The sequence below is a fragment of the Flavobacterium sp. GSA192 genome (assembly GCF_006386525.1).
Classification (GTDB): Bacteria; Bacteroidota; Bacteroidia; order Flavobacteriales; family Flavobacteriaceae; genus Flavobacterium; species Flavobacterium commune.
Genome location: NZ_VAHC01000002.1, coordinates 503567 through 525845, shown reverse-complemented (window position 1 = coordinate 525845; position 22279 = coordinate 503567). Strand labels below are relative to the sequence as shown.

The window sequence follows — 22279 nt, the reverse complement described above, 5'->3', positions numbered from 1 at the left end:
AAAAAAATCCAAACTCCAATTACACTTCGACAAGCTCAGTGTGACAATTGGAATTTGGATTTTGGAATTTACTTATTTCAACTTAATCATTGACGATTGAAATTGATATTGGAATTAAAATTACCCCACAAGGTTAATGATTTTCCCCGGAACAATAATCACCTTGTTTGGTGTTCTACCGTCTAATTGTTTTTGGGTTCTTTCGTCTTTCATAACGATTTCCTCAATCTGTTCTTTAGTTAAATCCAAAGGCAAATTAATCGTAAAACGCATTTTTCCGTTGAAAGAAACCGGATATTCTTTATCAGATTCTACCAAATGAGCTGGTTCGAATTTAGGGAAAGCCACAGTCGCAATCGAACCTTCATGTCCCAAAGCACTCCATAATTCTTCAGCAATATGAGGTGCATAAGAAGAAATCACAATTGCCAATGGTTCTAAAATTGCTCTTGAATGACAATTTTGCGTTGACAACTCATTCACACAAATCATAAACTGGGAAACCGAAGTATTGAAAGAGAAACTCTCAATATCTTCTGAAACTTTCTTGATGGTTTTGTGTAACGATTTTAAGTTGTCTTTGGTTGGTTCGTCGTTGTTTACGATTAAACCGCTTTCGTCAAAATACAATCTCCATAGTTTTTTAAGGAACCCAAAAACTCCCGAAATTCCTGCCGTATTCCATGGTTTTGCCTGTTCCAATGGCCCTAAAAACATTTCGTACAAACGCAAAGTATCCGCACCGTATTCGTTACAAATAGCATCTGGAGTTACCACATTGTATTTGGATTTCGACATTTTTTCGATTTCACGACCAACAATGTATTTTCCACTTTCTTCTCTGATGAATTCAGCATCTTTATAATCAGAATATAATGGATGTTTTTTAAAAGCTTCGATATTCAATTCATTTGTAGAATCATTAATCACAGCTAAGTCAACATGGATACCACTAATAAAAGGAACTAAATTCTTTAAAAATTCATCTGATAATTGTGTTCTTTCTTTAATAATTCCAATAACCTCATCCTTCAATGTAATAGTTCCCAACAACCCATTTAAAACTTGATCGTTTTTCTTTAATACATCATAGGATATAAAAACAGTTGGAATCTTGTTTAAGATTTCAATTGTCTCATTATTATCTTCGGATACAATTCCATAAGAAAAAGCTACTCTATATACAAAAGCACTTTGTCCCAAAATCATTCCCTGATTAATCAGTTTTTTGAATGGTTCTTCTGTTGGAGCAAAACCTTTGTCTTTTAAGAATTTGTTCCAAAAACGGGAATACAATAAATGTCCGGTTGCGTGTTCGCTTCCACCAATGTATAAATCCACAGATTCCCAATATTTCAATGCGGCTGCACCGGCAAATTCGTTTTCATTAGCTGCATCCATATAACGCATCCAGTACCATGAACTTCCCGCCCAACCTGGCATGGTGTTCAATTCTAATGGAAAAATAGTTTTATTATCAACTAAATCAGTATTCACCACTGCATTCTGAACTGTGTCCCAAGCCCAAACCGCAGCGTTTCCTAATGGAGGCAATCCGTCTTCGGTTGGTAAATATTTCTCAACTTCCGGCAAAATAATTGGCAAATGTTGCGCATCAATCATCTGCGGCAAACCATTCACATAATACACCGGAAATGGTTCTCCCCAATATCTTTGACGGGAGAAAACCGCATCACGCAAACGGTAATTTACCTTACCGTAACCTTGATTTATTTTCTCCAATTCGGCAATTACTTTCTGGGTTCCATCTTTGTAACCCATGCCATTTAAGAAATCAGAATTCACTAATTGAAATCCTTCTTTTCCTCCATACGCCCCTTCCGAAATATCTTTATCAACAATATTTTTGATTTCCGGCATTCCGTTTTCACCTTTGAAGAAATTGGCAAAAGCATAATCTCTTTCATCCCCACAAGGAACCGCCATTACAGCACCTGTTCCGTAACCGGCCAAAACATAATCCCCAATCCAAACCGGAATCGCTTCTTTGGTAAACGGATGCTCGGCATAAGCTCCTGTAAATACTCCTGAAATGGTTTTTACATCAGCCATACGCTCTCTTTCGGAACGTTTTGCTGTTTTTTCGATATATGCTTCAACTGCTGCTTTTTGTTCAGGGGTGGTAATTTGAACTACCAATTCGTGTTCCGGTGCTAAAGTCATAAACGTCACTCCGAAAATAGTATCAGGTCTGGTTGTAAATACTGAAATACTGCTTTCTGAATTCTGCAGTCTGAAATCTACCATCGCTCCTACCGACTTCCCAATCCAGTTTCTCTGACTTTCTTTGATACTTTCACTCCAGTCAATATCATTCAAACCTTGCAACAAACGCTCAGCGTAAGCCGAAATACGCATGCTCCATTGGGTCATTTTTTTACGAACTACCGGATACCCTCCTCGTTCTGAAACTCCATTGATGATTTCGTCATTAGCTAAAACAGTTCCTAAGCCTGGACACCAGTTTACTTCGGTTTCAGCCAAATAAGTCAGTCTATATTGTAACAAGATTTTTTCCTGTTGTTCTTTTGCGAAAGCATTCCATTCAGCAGCCGAAAAACCTTCGATATTATCATCACAAACCGCATTGACATTAGCATTTCCTTCTTTTTCGAAAAGGGCAATCAAAGTCGAAATATCCTCTGCTTTATCTGAATCTTTATTATACCAGGAATTGAATAATTGGATAAAAATCCACTGGGTATGTTTGTAATAATCAGGATTTGAAGTTCTAACTTCTCTATCCCAATCAAATGAAAATCCTATTTTGTCTAATTGTTTACGGTAACCCGCAATTTGGCTTCCTTCTTTATCCACACCACCGTCAATATTCACGCGGGTAGTATCTTCCGGACGCTGACCAGTCTGAATGGCATATTGCTCAGCAGGCAATCCAAAACTATCATAACCCATTGGGTGCAACACATTAAAACCCTGATGTCTTTTGAAACGAGAATACACATCCGAAGCAATATAACCCAGCGGATGCCCCACGTGCAATCCCGCTCCCGAAGGATAAGGAAACATATCTAAAACGTAATGTTTTGGTTTTTCGGAAGTATTGGATGCTGCAAAAGTTTTGTTATCAGCCCAGTATTTTTGCCATTTGGCTTCAATTTCGTTCGGATTGTATTTCATTCCTTTTATTTTAATTTTAAATTAAACCCATTCAGGGTTTTGAACCCTGAATGGGTTACAAAAAAATTGAGTGGCAAATTTACGTTTATTGCACATTGCACCAAAGTTATTTCTTGAAAAGAAGAAATAAATCAACAACTGATCAAATGCTAAGTAAGAATACTTATTTTTGCAATCTGTTTAAAAAGCATTTTGCACAAACAACTTTCTATGAAAAAAACGGCTCTGCTCTGCTTTCTTACTATTCTAAGCTTTTTCGCTTTTGAAAAAACAGCAGCACAAAACAACTCAGCCATTACCAATTTATTACTTCAAAAAAAACTCATTACACAAAGAGAGGCCGATTCAATAATGGCACTTCCAATTGTAAATCAAAACAAAAATCCGGAGAACAAAGAATTTAACATTGGTTTAGAATTCAGACCCAGAACTGAATATCGTGATGGATACAAACAATTGAGAACAGCCGATTCTAAAGCCGCTTTTTTTACAACTCAAAGAAGCCGATTGTATTTTAATTACAGCCAACCCAAATTCAAATTTCATACTTCTATTCAGGATTTGAGAGTTTGGGGACAATACGGCCAAACTTCAACATCGGGTTCACTAAATGTTTTTGAAGCCTATGTAGATGCCAATATTAACGAGCAGTTTTTGGTTCGAATGGGCCGCCAAAAAGTAGAATTAGACAATGGAAGACTTTTTTCGGCTGCCAACTGGAGTCAGGCTGCCAGAGCACATGACGGAATTAATTTTATCTTTAACAACAGTAACATTCATTCGGAATTGATAACTTCTTTTAATCAAACAGCCGAACGCATTTTTTACACTGATTTTTCTCCAACCACATTTACCAATTACAAATTGCTCAATGTTCATTATCTAAAAGCAAAACTCAACGAACATTTTAGCCTGACCACAATCAATGCTGCTGATAGTTATCAGAGTAAAACAAATACCAATACCTTATACACCCGCGGAACTTCGGGAGGACGACTGGATTTTGAAAAAGGCAATTTATATGTAACGCTCAGCGGATATTATCAATACGGACAATTGCAAACAGGTAATCGTATTTCTGCCTATTATTTCCAACCCGAAATCCAACTGAAAACAAACAAACTCACCAGCCGTTTAGGAGCCGAATTTGTAAGTGGCGAGAATTCCGAAAAAACAAGCGAATTCTCAAAATCGTTTGTACCTCTTTATGGTGTGGCATGGCGATTTATGGGAAATATGGATTATTTTACTGCTTTTCCTACCGATGTAAAAAACGGCGGATTGTTTAATCCGTATTTATTCTTTATTTATGATTTGAATAAAAAAGTGAACTTACGTTCTGATTTTCACTTATTCTATTTGTCCAACAAGACTAAAAACGATTTGGGCAATACAATTAATCCTTACTTAGGTTTTGAAAACGATTTGTCAATCCATTACAAATGCAACTCATTTACAATGATTGATTTTGGATTCTCTTATATGACAGCCAAAAAAAGCATGGAAACACTTAAAGCAGGAAACAGCAACATCATTCCGGTTTGGAGCTACGTTATGATTACTTTTAAACCGGAATTGTTTAGTTTTAAAAAATAATCTTCATGGATTACACCCCTATTTTACTACTGTTTTTATTAGTATTAGTTGCATTTGTCTATTCGGCTGTAGGTCACGGTGGTGCCAGTGGTTATCTGGCTATCATGGCAATAGCTGGCGTAGCTCCTGCTATGATGAAACAATCGGCATTAGTGATGAATTTAGCAGTATCCTTATTCTCTTTTATTGGTTTTTACAGAGCTGGGGTTTTTCGATTAAAATTATTTCTTCCATTTGTAATTGCTAGTATTCCCATGGCTTTTTTGGGAGGAACTATGAGTTTACCGGATGCTATTTATAAAAAAATATTAGGCATTTGTATCTTTATTTCAATTATTAGATTAGTCTATCAATTTGAAGAAAAAAACGAACCCAATCGGGAAATTCCTCTGTGGGCAGGACTTTTTTCAGGTGGTAGCATAGGACTTCTTTCCGGACTTTTAGGCATTGGCGGAGGCATCATCCTTAGTCCTTTGATGCTTTTAATGCGTTGGTCAAAACTAAAAGAAACCGCAGCTGTTTCGGCATTATTCATTTTTGTCAATTCGCTTTCGGGACTTTATGGTCAAATTCAAAAAGGAGGTTTTAACCTCACACCCGATTTACAAATAGCGGTTATTGCTACAATTATAGGGGGATTATTAGGCTCTTATTTTGGAAGCCAAAAATTCAACTCCAAAACACTAAAATATCTTTTAGCAGTTGGATTAACAATTGCAGGCTTAAAATTACTTTTTACCTGAAAAATATTTTAAAAAGCCGTTCTTTATGACAAGAAAATCGAAACTTTGAACGTTATTAACTTCAAATAAAGAAATTCTTTATTATTTTTACCGCAAATTAAAGTAAACTATGAGTTCTTCATTTGATAAGTTTCAAAAACGCAGGTTAATTTCCTCTTATTTTTCGGTAGTTTTAAGTATTTCCTTAGTTTTATTTTTACTGGGAACATTAGGACTTTTTATTATCAATTCTAAAAGATTAGCTGACAATTTTAAAGAAAAAATTGCCATGACGGTATTCTTTAAAAATGAAGCCAATGATACAATTTTGAAAAATTTTGGCACTGAATTAAAAAGAGCAGCTTACGCAAAAAAGATTGTTTATGTCAGCAAAGATGCCGCTGCAAAACAACACACCGATATTATTGGTGAAGATTTCCTGACTTTCCTTGGCGAAAATCCGCTACAAAATTCTTATGACATTCACATCAAAGCGGCTTATGTAGAAAATGACAGCGTAGCCAAAATAGAACGTCAATTGCGCACTAACCCAATGATTTCAGACATTGTTTACGATAAACAATTAGTGAATTTAGTCAACGACAATATCAAAAAAGTAAGTATGTGGATTTTAATCATCAGCGGATTTTTAACTTTTATTGCTGTATTATTAATTAACAGTTCGCTTCGTTTGTCTATATATTCGCATCGTTTTATCATTAAAACCATGCAAATGGTAGGTGCTACAAAATCGTTTATTAGAAAACCTTTTGTAATGCGAAGTGTAAAACTGGGAATGCTGGGAGCTATTTTAGCAATTCTGGCTCTAATAGGACTTTTATCTTATGTACAAACTAACTTCCCTGATTTAGGAATTCTAAATGATAAAGTGCTGATTTTACTGGTTTTTGCTGCTGTTTTTGGATTTGGAGTTTTAATCACCTGGTTAAGCACCCATTTTGCTACACAACGTTTCTTAAACCTTAGAACAGACGATTTATACTAGTCATAAACTAACTTAATAATGAGGAAGAGATTGCTTCCGCCACGGCGGACAAGTAGTTCCTCGCAATGACATCATGAAAGACGACAAACAAGAATTCTTATTCGATAAAATCAATTATAAAATTCTATTAATCGGAATTGGAGTAATTGCACTTGGATTTATATTAATGTCCGGTGGCGGTAGTGATGACCCTAAGGTGTATAGCGATGCTATTTTTAACTTTAGAAGAATTCGTTTAGCTCCTACAACGGTTTTAATTGGTTTTGGAATTACAATTTATGCTATTTTAAAAAACCCTAAAAAACAGTAAACAGTAAGCAGCATTAGTTTGCAGCAAAAAGCAAATCTAATAAACTGAATACTAATCCTGATTCCGAATAATCGGGACGGGACTGAACACTGAACACTAAATAATGGATACATTACAGGCTATTGTTTTGGCAATTATCGAAGGAATCACCGAATTTCTTCCGGTTTCTTCAACAGGACACATGATTATTGCTTCTTCTTTTTACGGAATTGCACAAGATGATTTCACCAAACTTTTCACTATAGTAATCCAATTGGGAGCCATTCTTTCAGTTTTGGTACTTTACTTCAAACGCTTTTTTCAGTCTTTTGATTTTTATTTCAAATTATTGGTCGCTTTTATTCCCGCGGTAGTTTTTGGTTTACTTTTCAGCAAAAAAATAGATGCTTTATTAGAAAATCCGTTAACGGTAGCCATTTCGTTATTAGTGGGTGGCATCATTCTGCTAAAAGTAGATGACTGGTTTAGCCATTCAACCGAAACCGAAATCAGCTATTTAAGAGCTTTCAAAATCGGATTATTCCAATGTCTTGCCATGATTCCTGGAGTTTCCAGAAGTGGCGCTTCTATTGTAGGCGGAATGTCTCAAAACTTATCGAGAACCTCAGCAGCCGAATTCTCTTTTTTCCTGGCGGTACCCACTATGTTAGGTGCAACAGTAAAAAAATGCTACGATTATTACAAAGACGGTTATGTATTGACCGAAGACCAAATTAACATATTAATCATTGGGAACATTGTTGCTTTTATCGTGGCCATGTTAGCCATTAAATCATTCATTGGTTTTCTAAGCAAAAAAGGATTCAAAATTTTTGGTTATTACCGCATTGCAGCAGGAATTATTCTACTGATTATCCATTATTTTATTCACCCATTGACTATTATCTAATGAAACCCGAAGAATATTTAGAAGGACAGGTTTTACTGATAGACAAACCCTTGAAATGGAGTTCATTTCAGGCGGTGAATAAATTAAAATACCTACTCATCAACAAAGTAGGATTACCTAAAAAATTCAAAATTGGTCATGCAGGAACTCTCGATCCATTGGCAACCGGATTGCTATTAATTTGCACCGGAAAATTCACTAAGAAAATAGCAGAACTTCAGGGTCAAGCCAAAGAATACACCGGTACTTTTTATATTGGAGCCACTACTCCATCCTATGATTTAGAAACCGAAATTGACGAAACTTTTCCAACGGAACATATTAATGAAGCCTTAATTTACGAAACAGTGAAACATTTTTTGGGCGAAATTGATCAAAAACCACCTATTTTTTCTGCAATAAAAAAAGATGGTAAACGCTTGTACGAACACGCTCGTGCCGGAGAAGAGGTAGAAATTGCAAGCAGAAAAACGACCATTCACGAATTTGAAATCACCCGAATTGCACTACCTGAAATTGATTTTAGAGTAGTTTGCAGCAAAGGAACTTACATCCGTTCTTTGGCTTATGACTTTGGAAAAGCATTGAATTCTGGTTCACACTTAACCGTTTTGAGAAGAACAAAGATTGGTGATTATAATGTAAAAAATGCCATTGACATCACTCTTTTCGAGGATAATTTAAAATCCAATTCCTAATTTCCACCTTATAAATTTGCTTAACTTAGTACAATAAGAACAAGGAATCTGTTTACAGAAACACTATATCGATAATTTAAAAATCCATATATGAAAACCTTAGCTTGTTTACTAATTACAGTTGGTTTTTCTTGGCCTCTTTTTGCTCAGTTTAATCAAGGCTCTTATACCCAATTCAGTATATCTACCCCCATGAGAGCCAACTTAGACGATGACGATGAAGACACCTATTGGTTCACACCTAACGGTTTAAGCCTTAAATTTGGACAAGGCATCCATTTTAACAGAACAATTGCTGCCGGTTTAAACACAGGCGTAGACTGGATAGCCTCCCGAAAACTGGTCGTGGTTCCTGCATTTGCCAATCTCAAATTAAGCCTCAAAGTCACTCCCGAAATGTTCCTTTATCTCCAAACCGATTACGGAAAATCCATTGCCTTAGGCCGCGGAAGCCTGCACAGTGATTATAAAAAGCTGGGACTAGGCATAGAAAGCCCGGATGGCTTTGCTATCTTTATAGAACTAACACAATACGGTTTTAGTCTCGACAGCCCTGAAAAGGTTGCAAACATCAGCTTGGGAATATCCAGTTCTTCATTCAAATCCAAGCAACCTAAAAACAAAATCAGTAACCCTGACTAAGAAAAATAATCACTCCCAATATTTTTAATTTCTTCCTTATAAAATCACTCCCAAATCAGCAAAAAGTGTATTTTTATCAAAATTGCAAAAGATGAACTTAAATTCAAAATCAATTGGCTTAGCGCTTTCGGGTGGCGGGACAAAGGGTTTGGCCCATGCGGGTGCTATCAAATTTTTAGAAGAAAAAAACATTCGCCCTAATCAAATTGCGGGAACCAGTGCCGGTTCTATCGTTGGTGCCATGTATGCCTGGGGAAAAACACCTGAAGAAATCTTAGAATTCTTCAAATCTATTTATTTATTTCACTGGAAACACATAACCTTTACTAAGGCAGGTTTGATTGACTCGGAAGCATTTCGTGAATATTTCCGGGTGGTTTTTGAAGATGCAACTCTGGCTGATTTGAATATTCCAACACAAATCACTGCCACCGACATGATCAAAGGACAATTAAAAATATTTGAACCTGAAACTAAAATTGTCGATGCCCTTATCTCTTCGTCTTCCTTTCCCGGGATTATTTCACCTTATGAAATTAACGGCAATCATTATAGTGATGGCGGTATTTTAAACCACTTCCCTACCGATTTATTAAGAGACAGCTCTGATATGATTATTGGCGTTTATGTAAGCCCTATTAATATGATTACCGCTAAGGATTTAAGTTCTATCAGAGCTGTCACCACCAGAGCTTTTGATATTCTTTCGGAAAACTCTAATATCACAAAGTTTAATCATTGCGACTGGATGATTCAACCTAAAGAACTCAGCATCTACAGCACCTTTGAAACTAATAAAGTCAAGATGGACACTATATTCAATTTAGGTTATCAGGCGGCAAAATACAGTTACGAAAACAAAATCTATAAAATTTAAGTTGCCCTATTTCAGAAAAAAAGAATATCCCTATATTTGCACCAATCAACGCAACAAAGACATGAAATACAAAAGAATTCTTCTAAAATTAAGCGGTGAAGCTTTAATGGGAGATCGTCAATATGGAATAGATCCTGTAAGATTAGCTGAATATGCTGAAGAAATCAAAAAAGTTCACGCCAAAGGAGTAGAAATCGCCATCGTAATAGGTGGAGGAAACATCTTTAGAGGAGTTGCCGGAGCCAGCAGCGGAATGGACAGAGTGCAAGGAGATTATATGGGAATGCTTGCTACCGTTATTAACGGAATGGCTTTGCAAGGTGCTCTTGAGGACAAAGGCATGAAAACGCGTTTGCAAACTGCCTTAAAAATGGAGTCTATTGCTGAACCTTATATCAAAAGAAGAGCCGATCGTCACTTAGAAAAAGGTCGAATTGTAATCTTTGGTGCCGGAACAGGAAATCCTTATTTTACTACTGATACAGCTGCTGTTTTACGTGGAATTGAAATCAATGCCGACGTAATCCTGAAAGGAACCCGCGTAGATGGTGTATATGATTCAGATCCTGAAAAAAATGCTTCGGCAGTAAAATTTGACTATATTTCGTTTGATGATGTCATCAAAAAAGGATTAAATGTAATGGACACAACTGCTTTTACATTAAGCCAGGAAAACAAATTACCGATACTTATTTTTGACATGAACCAAAGCGGAAATCTGGAAAAAATCTGCGATGGGGAAAATATTGGAACTGTAGTTAATATATAGTTTATGGTTTTGAGTTTATTGTTTATAGTTCAGTTAGATTCCAAAAGACACCATCTGAATTAGAACAATAAAACAAAACAAGCTATAAACAACAAACTATAAACATTAAAGAAATGACTGAAGAAATAGATTTTATATTAGAAAGTACCGAAGAATCAATGGAAGGTTCTATAGGACACCTTGAAAAAGAATTTCTAAATATTCGTGCCGGAAAAGCATCTCCTGCTATGCTAGGAAGTGTTTTTGTAGATTATTATGGTTCGTCAACAGCTCTTAATCAGGTTGCTAAAATCAGCACTCCGGATGCCAGAACCATTACATTGCAGCCTTTTGAAAAAAATATGTTGCAAACTATTGAAAAAGCCATTATGATTGCTAATCTTGGGTTCAACCCAATGAACAATGGCGATATCATTATCATTAGTGTTCCGCCTTTGACAGAAGACCGTCGTCGTGAACTGGCAAAACAAGCTAAAGCTGAAGCTGAAGACGCAAAAATTGGTATCCGAAATGCTCGAAAAGAAGCCAATACTGATATCAAAAAATTAGAGAAAGAAGGAACATCAGAAGACATTTGTAAAAGTGCCGAAGAAGAAGTTCAAAATCTTACCAATACTTATATCAAAAAAATTGACGAACTTCTTGCTGCTAAAGAAGCCGAAATAATGAAAGTATAACTTTCGAAAAACTCATTTAAAATCCGTCTTGTTAAAAATAATAAGGCGGTTTTTTTATTCTTACTTTTGCCATACCAAAACACGTTTATCCACGTTTTTGATTCAAACAGCAACCATGAAGCATTTTCTATTGTTATTCTTGTTCTCGATTTCGCTTCAGGCACAATTTCATATTAGCGGAATTGTAAAAGAATCCGGTTCTAACAAAACATTACCATTTGCTACAATAAGCACAAACAATGGCATTAACAGCATTAGCGATGTAGATGGAAAATTTGAAATCAACTCAAAAACTACCATTGTTTCCTTCACTGTTTCTTACATTGGCTACAACAAAATAAAAGTTGAAGTTCAAAAAAACAAGTTGTTTTTTAATTTGAAATTAACTCCAAAAACGGATCGTCTTAACGAAATTATCATCAGCAATGAAAATACAGCATTAAGCATCATCAAAAAAACCATTGCATTAAAAAACAATAATGATCCTCAAAAAAGACTTTCTAATTTTGCATTTAAAAACTACAATAAATTAATTGTTTCCGCCAATCCGGATTCTATTTCAGGACAAATAGATTCTGTCTTTGTTAGAAAATACAAACAAGGAGCCTTATACAAAATCAATTCTACAAATTACAAATTTAAAAATACGGTTAGCAAACGTCACTTATTCCAGACCGAAAAAGTATCCCAACATCAGTTTAGCAACAACCAACTAAAAGAAACTATTTTAGGCACAAAAATGGCCGGATTAAAACAGCCGTTGTACGAAATAATTGCTTTCAACCTCCAATCTTTTTCTATCTACGACCCGAAATACGAACTCTTTGAAACCAAATATAACAGCCCGATAGCTGACGATGCCGTCAAAGAATACAACTACAAATTACTGGATACCGTAGCCATTAATGGCAGGAGTTCCTATATGATTTACTTTAAGAACAAAAAGAAAAGCAAAGCCAAAGGTCTTGAAGGGGTTTTATACATTGACCAAAACAATTTTGCCGTTTCTAAAGCCATTATGCGTATAAGAGGCTTACTCAACATTAGCGGAACACATGAATTCGAATACTTACCCGAAGAAAATATCTGGTTTCCTGTTCATAAAACCTTTCAAATCATCAAAGGCCACAATGACGACGACATCAATATTTTCGGAGGTACCATTCAGTTTGACGGTGATATCGAACAAGATTTCAAGTCCCGAAAAAAACAGCCTTCGGATTATATTTATCTGCGCTCGGAAAACCATATTTTTGACATCCAAAAAAACAAAAATACTCCTATTGAAAACCCTTATTTTACTGTCGAAATTAACAAAAATGCTTTTGACAAAGACGAATCTTTTTGGGAACAGTATCGAAAGGACAGCATTGATATTCGCTTTAAAAAAACCTATAGCGAACTTGACAGTATTGCAATTAAGAAAAAATTTGCCAATAGGCTGTTTTTTGGAAAAAAAATCATCAACGGCTATTTGCCAATTGGTTTTTTCGATCTGGATTTACGAAAAATTTTCAGCTACAACAACTACGAAGGTTTCCGTTTGGGATTAGGCGGAGTAACTAACGAACGTTTATCTAAAAATTTCAGAGTTGAAGGTTATTATGCTTATGGAACAAAAGACGGTATTTTTAAAGGCAGCATAGGTGCTGCAGCAAAAATTAACCAACAAGCTAATTCCTGGCTTGGTTTTTCATACACCGACGATATTCGGGAAATTGCGAGTACTTCTTTTTCAATCGAAAAAAAACCTTATAAAATCTACGACCCCAGACCTATCAATATCAGCACTTTTTACAATTATATTAGTTGGAAAAGCTATTTTGAAACCAAACTAATTCCAAAAACAGAAAGCATTTGGGAAATTGCACAGGCCGAAATCCAACCCAAATTCAATTATGCTTTTAATCCAAAAAATCAATTATATACTCATTACACCATGACAACCGCTATGGTTTCACTGCAATGGAGTCCGTTTAGCGATTTTATGCAAACGCCAACAGGACAAATTGAGATTGAAAAACGCTTTCCAAAATTCAGTTTTCAATACACCCAATCCTTAGGAAGAGTATTAAACAATGACTTTGATTTTAGCAAATTTGACTTTAAAACTGAATATGAAAAGAAATATTTGAACGGTCAAAAAACCAGCTTACTCTTTCAGGCCGGATATGCCTTGGGCGATGTACCGCTAACGCATTTGTACAATACCTCTCCTAACAATATCACTAAAGAAACAATTATTCAAAGAATTACCTTTGGCGGAAAAAACAGTTTTGAAACCATGTTTTTTAACGAATTTTTCTCAAATAAGTACAGCTTATTTCAAATTAAACACGCTTTTAACAGAGTTACATTATTCAAAAAAGTAAAACCTTCGTTAGTTTTAGTTTCCCGAATGGCCTGGGGCGATTTAGACAATCCCGAAGAACACCTGGGACTTAATTTCAAAACCCTGAACAGAGGATACTTTGAATCAGGAATTGAACTCAATCAAATTTTTAATGGATTGGGATTGACTACTTTTTTCCGTTACGGCCCTAATCAACTAGCAAAATTTGAAGACAATATCGCCATCAAACTAAGTTATGTTTTGAATTTAGGGTTTTAGAATTTTAGAATGCAGATTAACAATTTTTGACCCGAGCGATAGCGAACTGGCGAAGCATTTCAGATTTTTATACACTAACACAAAATCTGAAATCATCTTTAAAGTTTTATAATCAAAACTGAGATAACGCAATTACCTAAAAGAGCCATAGGCTCGTATAATATTGTAACAACCTCCCGAAAGCATTCGGGATTAATCCGTTGAGAAAAGATGATAACACATAAAAAAGTTCCGTAGAAATAATTCATTTCAAACACAGCTTTTGTCATTGATTAGATGGTATAAATGAATCGTTCCTACGGAACTTTTTTACTATGCTATTTTTTTAACGGAATAAACTGCCTCGGGGCAGAGCCCACGAGGTATTAAAAAAACAACCGCAGATTCGCAGATTTTCATATTATAATCTGCCAATCTGCGGTAAAAAACCAAGCAGAACTTCGAGGAATTAAACCTAAAGAGATTAAAATCCGTTGTTACAATATCAATCGTCCGCTATGCGGACTATTAAATACCAATCAACAATTTTTGAATTCAGATTTTTATATTAGCATATAACTTTTAAGGACTTATACGTCTGAAATCTAAAATCTAAAATCTAAAATCTAAAATCCTTTTTACGGTTTTATAATCAAAACTGAGGAAACATCTACCAGCCAATTGGTATCCGCATCAATAATATGTTTCCAACTTTCCAAACTTATAATCATTAAGTTCTGACTTTGCAGAAACTCTTTTCTAATAATTTTATCATTCATAATCATAATATGATTAGGAGCAATTTGCTCAATAGAGCGAATCGATTCCTCAATATCACGGGTCTTTTTAATCTCGCCTACAGCGTCCAAAATCGTAATTTGAGAACCATTATTATTGATTAATTTTTTGGCATACTCAATTAAGAAAGCATCTTCTTTGCTGAAAATCGGCATAAAAACCTGATCGATTTCGTCTAAATCCTTATCAATAAAAATTCCGACAGGCATTTTGCTTTTAGCAATAATATGACGGGTTTTTTCGTCAAAAGGGGAATTTTCAAACAAGCCTTCTTTTCCTGTAAACTTATCTATCAATCGATCCGGATTGACAATTTGAGTAGTAAAACCTAAAATTTTTCCCAACAGGGTTTCATCAAAAATAGACTGACCTAAACCAACTAACAACAAGTCATATTCACCCTGATTAGCGGTATCAATTATATCCGTTACAATATCGTTAGTCACCTTAAAAACACTTACCACTTCCTGATTTAACAACTGCGATTCTTTAATTACGGGTGCTAACATATTTCGCTCATGATCTTTTACATCAAACGAATGTATTTCGGTACTTAAAGAACAGTACATTGCAGCAACAATCGAACTATCGGCTTGTTTTTTAACCAAACTATTGGCAATTTTCAATAACTTCTTACCTTTTTGGGAAGTAGAAAAAGAGAATAAAATTTTGTATTTACTCTTATTGGCAATTTCCTCGGGAACTACTGTAGCCTTATCTTTAAAAATAAGATTGATAAAATCTAGAGCCGGTCCGGTCATAAAAGTGGTTACTAATGCCATGATAACCATCATTGTAAAAATCTCAGTTGACAAAACCCCTAAATCATAACCAATATTCAAAACGACCAGCTCCATTAACCCACGGGTATTCATTAAAGCACCAATAGCCAGACTATCTTTCCAGCTTTGCCCCATAAATTTAGCCGCAAGGGCACTTCCGAAAAATTTTCCAACCACAGCAACAGCAATAATTAAAGCTGTGATTTTCCATAAATAAGGATCGTTTAACAAGCCTATTTGGGTACGCAAACCTGTAAAAACAAAAAACAAAGGCAATAAAACAATAATAGAAACGTCTTCTACTTTTTCGATAAAAATATTTCTAAATTTACTGTTTTCAGGCATAATAGCTCCAGCCAAAAAAGCTCCAAATAACGCATGAATCCCTATTAATTCAGAAGCATAAGAAGAGAATAAAAGGGTTAAAAAGAAAATAGCCACCACAGGTTTATTCAAACTTTCGGGAGTGGAATTCAAATCGCCTACACGTTTTAGAAATGGACGAACTATCTTAAGCATTACAATTACATACAAAACAGCCAAACCAATTACATATAATGCACTGGTAAATGAACCTGCTTTAACAATAGCAATTACTACAGCCAGAATACACCAGGCCGTAATATCATCGGCAGCGGCACAGGTGATAACAATAGTTCCTAATTTGGTTTTTTGCATTTCACGTTCCTGAACAATTCGGGCCAGCACCGGAAATGCTGTGATACTCATGGCAATTCCCATAAACAATCCGAAAGAGGAAAACTCAACTCCCATGGGTGCAAAAATAGGATAAATAAAAAAAGCCAAAGTCAATCCTAAAGCAAACGGAATAACAATACTGGCGTGACTAATCACAACCGCATCACTGGCTTTATTCTTAAGCACTTTCAGGTCTAATTCCATCCCAATAACAAACATGAAAAATATTAAACCTATCTGACTCAAAAACTGCAAATTCCCTAAAGATGCCACAGGAAATAAGGCAGCGGAGAATTCCGGAAAGTACATTCCAACTACCGATGGTCCCAGAAAAATTCCGGCAATCATTTCGCCTATTACTGATGGTTGTCCTATCTTTCTAAAAAGCCAGCCAAACAAGCGTGCTACCAAAATAATAGTCACAATTTGAGCCAATAAAATAGCCAAAGGATGCTGCAAGTTTTCAACCATCGAATGTATAAAATCATTCCAGTGATTGCTTTCTATGCGTTTATGAACAATTCCACGACCTACTTCAAGCGAAGGCCCTATAGAAAGCAGCCAATATATTAAAGCTGTAAAACCACCTATAACAGAAACGTAAAACAAAGAATTCTTAATATTAGCCATACGCCATTTTTAAAATTTATTGGCAAATATCAGAAGTGATTTTTAAGTACAAAAAGAATTTTAAGGCTAATTTTTAATCTATGTAATAAACAGGAAAAAATTTGTAATAAGTTAGATTTTTATCTTTTTCAAAAAATCAGCCCGATAGGTTTCACTCAGTATTAGCGTAGTATTCTTAGCATTAGCATCTAAATGATGTAGCACAATTTCGTTATGATTGAAAAACTTTATCGCCTTTAAGGACACTATTTCTTTCTTGTTAATACGACAAAAATCAGCTTCGGGCAATTCATCCAAAAGCGAATCGAACTTTACATTTTTTAAATTCAAAAAACTGCCATCGGTTAAAAGCACCGTTTTGTCACGGCTATCGCCCAAAGCGGTTTTGATATACAAAACTTGGTTAAAATACAACAGACTCTTTCCTTTATCAGTATTGAGCTGAATGAACTTTTTAGTCTTTGCAGCATTCTCAAAACGTTCCACAGCCTTTATAATTGCTTTTTGCAAACGCTCTAATTTTACCGGTTTGGTAATATAATCAACGGCATCAATAGTAAAAGCATCAGCAGCATAAGCTTTATATGCTGTACAAAAAACAACTAATTTGTCTTTTAGCAAAGTTGCCAAATGCAAGCCGTCAATTCCGGGCATTTCGATATCTGATATTAATAAATCAAAATCGAGATTTGGAATTTCGGTCAACAGTTTCTCCGGATTATTAAACGTCTTTACGATTTCAACTTCGGGAATTTGTTCGCAAAGCATTTTCAAATACGTTAATCCCGGCAACTCATCGTCCAGCAGTAAACATTTCAGTTTTGTATTCAAGCAAATTAATCTTTAAATGAGCAATATAGATATCGTTTTCTACAAACTTATCGAGCTTAAAATTATTTTTATAAATAATGCGCAAACGTTGTTCTAAAGTGGCATTTCCTATACCGCTTCTTTCTTTTTTCAACACCTTTTTGTCCGAAATTTTATTCGAAACTGTCATTGCAAAAGCATTGTTTTTAAACTCAAAAATAACCGAAATAAAAGCATCAGGGCTTTGCAAATCAGCGTGTTTAAAAGCATTCTCAATCAAATCAATCGAAATTAACGGTGCCAGTAAAGGCTCTTCATACAATTTATTTTCCTTATCGATATGCGTTTTTATCTTTAATTCAAAAAGCGGACTGATTTTAATTTTGTTGATTTCGATTAAGTTCAGTGCAAAATCAATTTCTTCTTTTGGAGTAACAAATTTTTTCTTGCTTTCATACAAAATATAATCCAGCACATTAGCTAATTTATCCAACGCAAAATAAGTTTGGTAGGCATGGGATTGAATCGAATTGAGGATATTCTTAAAAAGATGCGGATTTAGTTTTGACTCTAAGGTTTCCAATTCCAAATCATTGACTTTCCTTTCGAGTACATAAAAATTATTTTCGAGCTCTCTTTTTTCTTTTTTGGCTTGCAGCAAATGATACAATACAAAGCTAATAATTACTATTAAAAGCAAAATGATGAGACCCAAAATACAACCCAGATTATTCGTTTCCTGCATACTATTGAAGTTGTCAATTGATTAATGACTCGACACAAATTTTAAGCCGATGATAGACGAAATAAGTGTCATTAAAAAAAATAACCTCCAAAAACCCGCCGGTTCTTTAAAAACAAAAATACCAACTAAAACGGTTCCTACAGCTCCAATTCCGGTCCAAACCGCATAAGCTGTCCCAATGGGTAAGACCTGAGTAACCTTGTACAGCAAAAACATACTTACTGATAGACAAACAAAAAAACCAAGCATCCAATAGGTCGAAATTATTCCCGTTGTTTCTTTAGCTTTTCCAAGACAGGAAGCAAATGCTACTTCAAACAATCCTGCAATTACCAGCAAAATCCAATTCATTTTTGTTCCATTTTTAAATAAAATACAAATATGGGAAAAGCTACCATAGGAATTATAAAAACCTTAAAGAATTCGCACATCTTCAATGGTAAATTTTTGTTAACATACGGTGAAAGCTAGTGTATTATTTATGATTCCGAGCATTATTCACTACATTTGCGCCCGTTAAATATTCATTATGATTAAGTGGTTTAGTTTAGGATTCTGGGAGTTAATTGCCCGTGTTGTCCTCCGAAATAAAATTTTAATGCTATCGATTATTGTTGCTGCAACAATTTTCTTGTCGATGCAATGGAAAAACATCCATTTTACTTTTACAGAGGCCAATATGTTACCCAGCGATAACATTGCTAATGTTGAATACAATGCGTTCTTAGATAAATTTGGCGAAGAAGGAAATCTGGTTATCATTGGGGTAAAAGACAACACTTTCTTTACTCCAAAAGCTTTTAAAGCCTGGAACACCTTGATGAATAGTCTAAAAAAAGACAAAGCTATTGATCTGGTAATTTCGATTAATGACCTGAAAAAATTACAAAAAAACGATTCCCTTCAAAAATTTGAATTAATTTCTTTTGTTGACCAAAGTAAAACCGTTGACGAAGCTTATTTAAAAAACATCCAAAAGGATCTTTTTAATAACATGCCTTTTTACGAAGGATTGTTGTTCAACAAGAAATCCGGAAGTATTCGCTCTGCCGTTTACATGGACAAGAAAATTGTAAACACTAAGGAGCGCAAAGACTATATCTTAGAAAAATTAATCCCTGCAGTTGAAAAATTCGAAAAAGAAACCAATATCGATTTGCGTGTTTCGGGTATGCCTTACATCCGAACCCTGAATGCCCAGACAATTACTGACGAAATCAGTATTTTTATTGGAGCTTCATTATTAGTAACCTCTTTACTGTTTTTCTTCTTTTTTAGAAGTTTCAGAGCCACTTTAATCTCCATCATTATTGTGATTATTGGTGTTATGTGGTCCTTTGGATTTTTAGGATTATTTAATTACGAAATCACGGTTTTAACAGCTCTGGTTCCTTCGTTGATTATTGTTATTGGGATTCCAAATTGCATTTTCCTGACTAATAAATACCATCAGGAATACAAGGTTCACCGCAATAAAGTCAAAGCTTTACAAAGAGTAACCACTAAAATTGGTATGGCAACATTGATGACAAATGTTACCACTGCTATTGGTTTTTTTACCTTTATTTCTTCAAATAACAAATTGCTTATCGAGTTTGGAAATGTAACTTCCATCAACATTATGGCGTTGTTTTTCCTGTGTATCATAGTAATTCCTATTTTCCATAGTTACATCCCGGCACCAATAGACCGTCACATCGAACACTTAGACAGAGGTTCGGTAAAAAGATTCATGGATTGGATTCTGCGCAACGTAAAAACCAATCGCTTTTCTATCTATGTTGTTGCCATTTTATTACTTGTTATTAGCATCATCGGAATTTACAAAATGCGTATTTCGGGAAGTTTGATTGAAGACATGCCTAAAAAAGAAGCCTTTTTCCAGGATATTGTTTTCTTCGAAAATGAATTTGATGGTGTAATGCCACTGGAAATTATGATTGACACCAAACGTAAAAAAGGCGTAATGAAACTCTCTACGCTAAAACGAATGGACGAATTAGAACAGGCTATTGATGAAATCCCTGAACTGTCTAAACCTATCTCTATTGTCAATTTAGTAAAATATTCCAAACAGGCTTACTATAACGGAAACCCGGAATATTATGAATTACCTACTTCTCAGGAACAAGGATTCATTTTGTCCTATTCTAAAAATGCCACTAAGAATTCCAAAGAAAACCTAATGAAAAGCTATGTGGATTCGACAGGACAATTTGCCCGAATTACCACTTTTATGAGGGATGACAACGGAGGAGCAATACCAAAAGTGGAAGCTGAAATCAGAAAACAAGCCGACAAAATATTCCCACCGGATCGCTACAATGTAAGCATTACCGGAAAAGCATTGGTTTTCCAAAAAGGAACGGGTTACTTACTGGATAACTTGCTTTCGTCACTGGTTTTTGCCTTTTTCTTAACGGCACTTTTAATCGGATTTATGTTCCGTTCGTTCAAAATGATTTTGGTTTCCATCATTCCAAATTTATTACCATTATTGTTAACCGCAGGACTTATGGGCTTTTTAGACATTCCGTTAAAACCATCCACAATATTGGTATTCGGGATTGCGTTTGGACTTTCGGTAGATGATACTGTTCGATTCCTGGCACAATACCGTGAAGAATTAAAGAAAAACAACTGGAAAATTCGCAAATCAGTTTATGCAACTTTTAACGATGCCGGTTTGAGTATGTTCTATACTTCTATCGTATTATTCTTTGGATTTTCGGTATTTATGCTCTCCAGTTTTGGTGGAACCATCGCCCTTGGCGGATTGATTTCATTGACTTTATTATTCGGAATGCTGTCTAATTTAATGTTATTACCTGCTTTGGTATTAACCTTAAACAAAACATTGGCAAACGAACAGGAATTTATCGAACCAAAAATTGACATCATCGAACATAGTGATGAAGAAATCGATGCTTTGAAAAAAACTAAATTATTATAAAGGAAAAACAATTAAAATGTTAATAGATCAACAAGTTACACTAGTAAATAAGTACATCGAAAAATCAATCGATTTTGGTTTTGAATACGCACCAAAATTAGTTGGCGGAATGATCGTTCTGGTAATTGGTTTATGGTTTACCAAAATAGTTACCAAAGCAGTTGGAAGATCATTAGAAAAATCAAAGATTGATCAATCTCTGATTCCATTTTTAAGAAGTTTAACTAACATCACCCTAAAGGTTTTAGTCGCCATCACCGTAATGGGCATGATTGGCATCCAAATGACTTCGTTTGTAGCTATCCTGGGAGCTGCAGGTCTGGCCGTGGGTATGGCACTATCAGGAACACTTCAAAATTTTGCCGGAGGTGTAATTATTTTAATCCTGAAACCTTTTAAAATAGGTGATACCATCGAAGCACAGGGTTTTGTAGGAACTGTAAAAGAAATTACTATTTTTTCAACCCTACTCAATACTGCCGATAAAAAATTAGTTATTATCCCTAACGGACCACTTTCAACAGGAGCATTGACCAATTATTCTTTTGAGACAACACGAAGAGTGGACTGGACATTCGGAATTTCCTATGGCGATGATGTTGAAAATTTCAAAAAAGCGCTGAATGATTTTATTGCTGAGGATTCGAGAATTTTAAAAAATCCTGAGCCTTTTGTAGGACTTTTGGCACTTGCAAGCAACTCTGTTAATTTTACGGTAAGAGTATGGGTAAATAGTCCGGATTATTGGAATGTATTTTTTGACATGAATGAAAAAGTATATACCAAATTCCCTAATTACGACCTTCATATTCCTTTTCCTCAAACGGATGCTCCAATTAATAAGAAATAAAAAAGAACCTATTTTTTTTCAAAATACCAAAACTCCCCTCTTTTGAAGACGGGGAGTTTTTTATATAAAATAGTTTT

The 22279-nt window shown here is 35.1% G+C and carries 18 protein-coding genes; 13 read left to right on the top strand and 5 right to left on the bottom strand.

What is annotated here, in order from left to right:
• Positions 1-120 precede the first annotated feature (120 nt).
• Entirely contained in the window at positions 121-3159 is a 3039-nt protein-coding gene (locus FDM27_RS06270) for a leucine--tRNA ligase (protein WP_140485627.1), read from the bottom strand.
• A 210-nt stretch (positions 3160-3369) separates the two neighbouring features.
• Here FDM27_RS06270 and FDM27_RS06265 point away from each other — a divergent pair, with 210 nt between their 5' ends.
• The 11 genes from FDM27_RS06265 to FDM27_RS06215 all read left to right on the top strand — a co-directional run bounded on the left by FDM27_RS06265 (position 3370) and on the right by FDM27_RS06215 (position 13956).
• On the top strand, positions 3370-4755 hold the full coding sequence (locus FDM27_RS06265; protein ID WP_140485626.1) for an alginate export family protein: 1386 nt from the start codon (positions 3370-3372) through the stop codon (positions 4753-4755).
• Positions 4756-4760: 5 nt separating this feature from the next.
• The gene (locus tag FDM27_RS06260; RefSeq protein ID WP_071184616.1) at positions 4761-5498 is read left to right on the top strand and encodes a sulfite exporter TauE/SafE family protein; all 738 of its coding nucleotides are present in this window, start codon (positions 4761-4763) and stop codon (positions 5496-5498) included.
• A 109-nt stretch (positions 5499-5607) separates the two neighbouring features.
• Entirely contained in the window at positions 5608-6483 is an 876-nt protein-coding gene (locus FDM27_RS06255; protein WP_140485625.1) for a cell division protein FtsX, read from the top strand.
• Between the two features lie 73 nt (positions 6484-6556).
• Positions 6557-6793: a DUF3098 domain-containing protein gene (locus FDM27_RS06250; protein WP_071184614.1), complete on the top strand. Its 237-nt coding sequence runs from the start codon at positions 6557-6559 to the stop codon at positions 6791-6793.
• A 103-nt stretch (positions 6794-6896) separates the two neighbouring features.
• Positions 6897-7682 carry an undecaprenyl-diphosphate phosphatase gene (locus FDM27_RS06245; protein WP_071184613.1) on the top strand — a complete coding sequence of 262 codons (786 nt, stop codon included), beginning with the start codon at positions 6897-6899 and terminating at the stop codon, positions 7680-7682.
• Positions 7682-8380 carry a tRNA pseudouridine(55) synthase TruB gene (gene truB, locus FDM27_RS06240; protein WP_140485624.1) on the top strand — a complete coding sequence of 233 codons (699 nt, stop codon included), beginning with the start codon at positions 7682-7684 and terminating at the stop codon, positions 8378-8380. Before FDM27_RS06245 ends, truB begins: the two co-directional genes overlap by 1 nt.
• A 90-nt stretch (positions 8381-8470) precedes the next feature.
• A complete protein-coding gene (locus FDM27_RS06235; protein WP_140485623.1) occupies positions 8471-9022 on the top strand; it encodes a hypothetical protein in 552 nt (183 codons plus the stop codon).
• 91 nt (positions 9023-9113) lie between these two features.
• Positions 9114-9899, top strand: a complete 786-nt coding sequence (locus tag FDM27_RS06230) for a patatin-like phospholipase family protein (protein ID WP_071184610.1) — start codon at positions 9114-9116, stop codon at positions 9897-9899.
• 61 nt (positions 9900-9960) lie between these two features.
• The gene (gene pyrH / locus FDM27_RS06225) at positions 9961-10668 is read left to right on the top strand and encodes a UMP kinase (protein ID WP_071184609.1); all 708 of its coding nucleotides are present in this window, start codon (positions 9961-9963) and stop codon (positions 10666-10668) included.
• 113 nt (positions 10669-10781) lie between these two features.
• Positions 10782-11345 carry a ribosome recycling factor gene (gene frr, locus FDM27_RS06220; RefSeq protein ID WP_071184608.1) on the top strand — a complete coding sequence of 188 codons (564 nt, stop codon included), beginning with the start codon at positions 10782-10784 and terminating at the stop codon, positions 11343-11345.
• Between the two features lie 115 nt (positions 11346-11460).
• Entirely contained in the window at positions 11461-13956 is a 2496-nt protein-coding gene (locus FDM27_RS06215; RefSeq protein ID WP_140485622.1) for a DUF5686 family protein, read from the top strand.
• A gap of 617 nt (positions 13957-14573) precedes the next feature.
• On the opposite strand, the gene FDM27_RS06210 is transcribed toward FDM27_RS06215, so the two are convergent.
• From FDM27_RS06210 to FDM27_RS06195, 4 genes are all read right to left on the bottom strand, one after another.
• Positions 14574-16844: a cation:proton antiporter gene (locus FDM27_RS06210; RefSeq protein ID WP_140485621.1), complete on the bottom strand. Its 2271-nt coding sequence runs from the start codon at positions 16842-16844 to the stop codon at positions 14574-14576.
• 111 nt (positions 16845-16955) lie between these two features.
• Positions 16956-17675, bottom strand: a complete 720-nt coding sequence (locus FDM27_RS06205; protein ID WP_140485620.1) for a LytR/AlgR family response regulator transcription factor — start codon at positions 17673-17675, stop codon at positions 16956-16958.
• Positions 17638-18399, bottom strand: coding sequence for a sensor histidine kinase (locus FDM27_RS06200; protein WP_140485619.1), 762 nt, complete (start codon positions 18397-18399; stop codon positions 17638-17640). Before FDM27_RS06200 ends, FDM27_RS06205 begins: the two co-directional genes overlap by 38 nt.
• Positions 18400-18420: 21 nt before the next feature.
• Complete coding sequence (locus tag FDM27_RS06195) at positions 18421-18750, bottom strand: DMT family transporter (RefSeq protein ID WP_140485618.1); 330 nt, start codon at positions 18748-18750, stop codon at positions 18421-18423.
• A gap of 178 nt (positions 18751-18928) precedes the next feature.
• Here FDM27_RS06195 and FDM27_RS06190 point away from each other — a divergent pair, with 178 nt between their 5' ends.
• Positions 18929-21352, top strand: a complete 2424-nt coding sequence (locus FDM27_RS06190) for an efflux RND transporter permease subunit (RefSeq protein WP_140485617.1) — start codon at positions 18929-18931, stop codon at positions 21350-21352.
• A gap of 16 nt (positions 21353-21368) precedes the next feature.
• Positions 21369-22202, top strand: a complete 834-nt coding sequence (locus FDM27_RS06185) for a mechanosensitive ion channel family protein (protein ID WP_181161641.1) — start codon at positions 21369-21371, stop codon at positions 22200-22202.
• Positions 22203-22279: the final 77 nt, after the last annotated feature.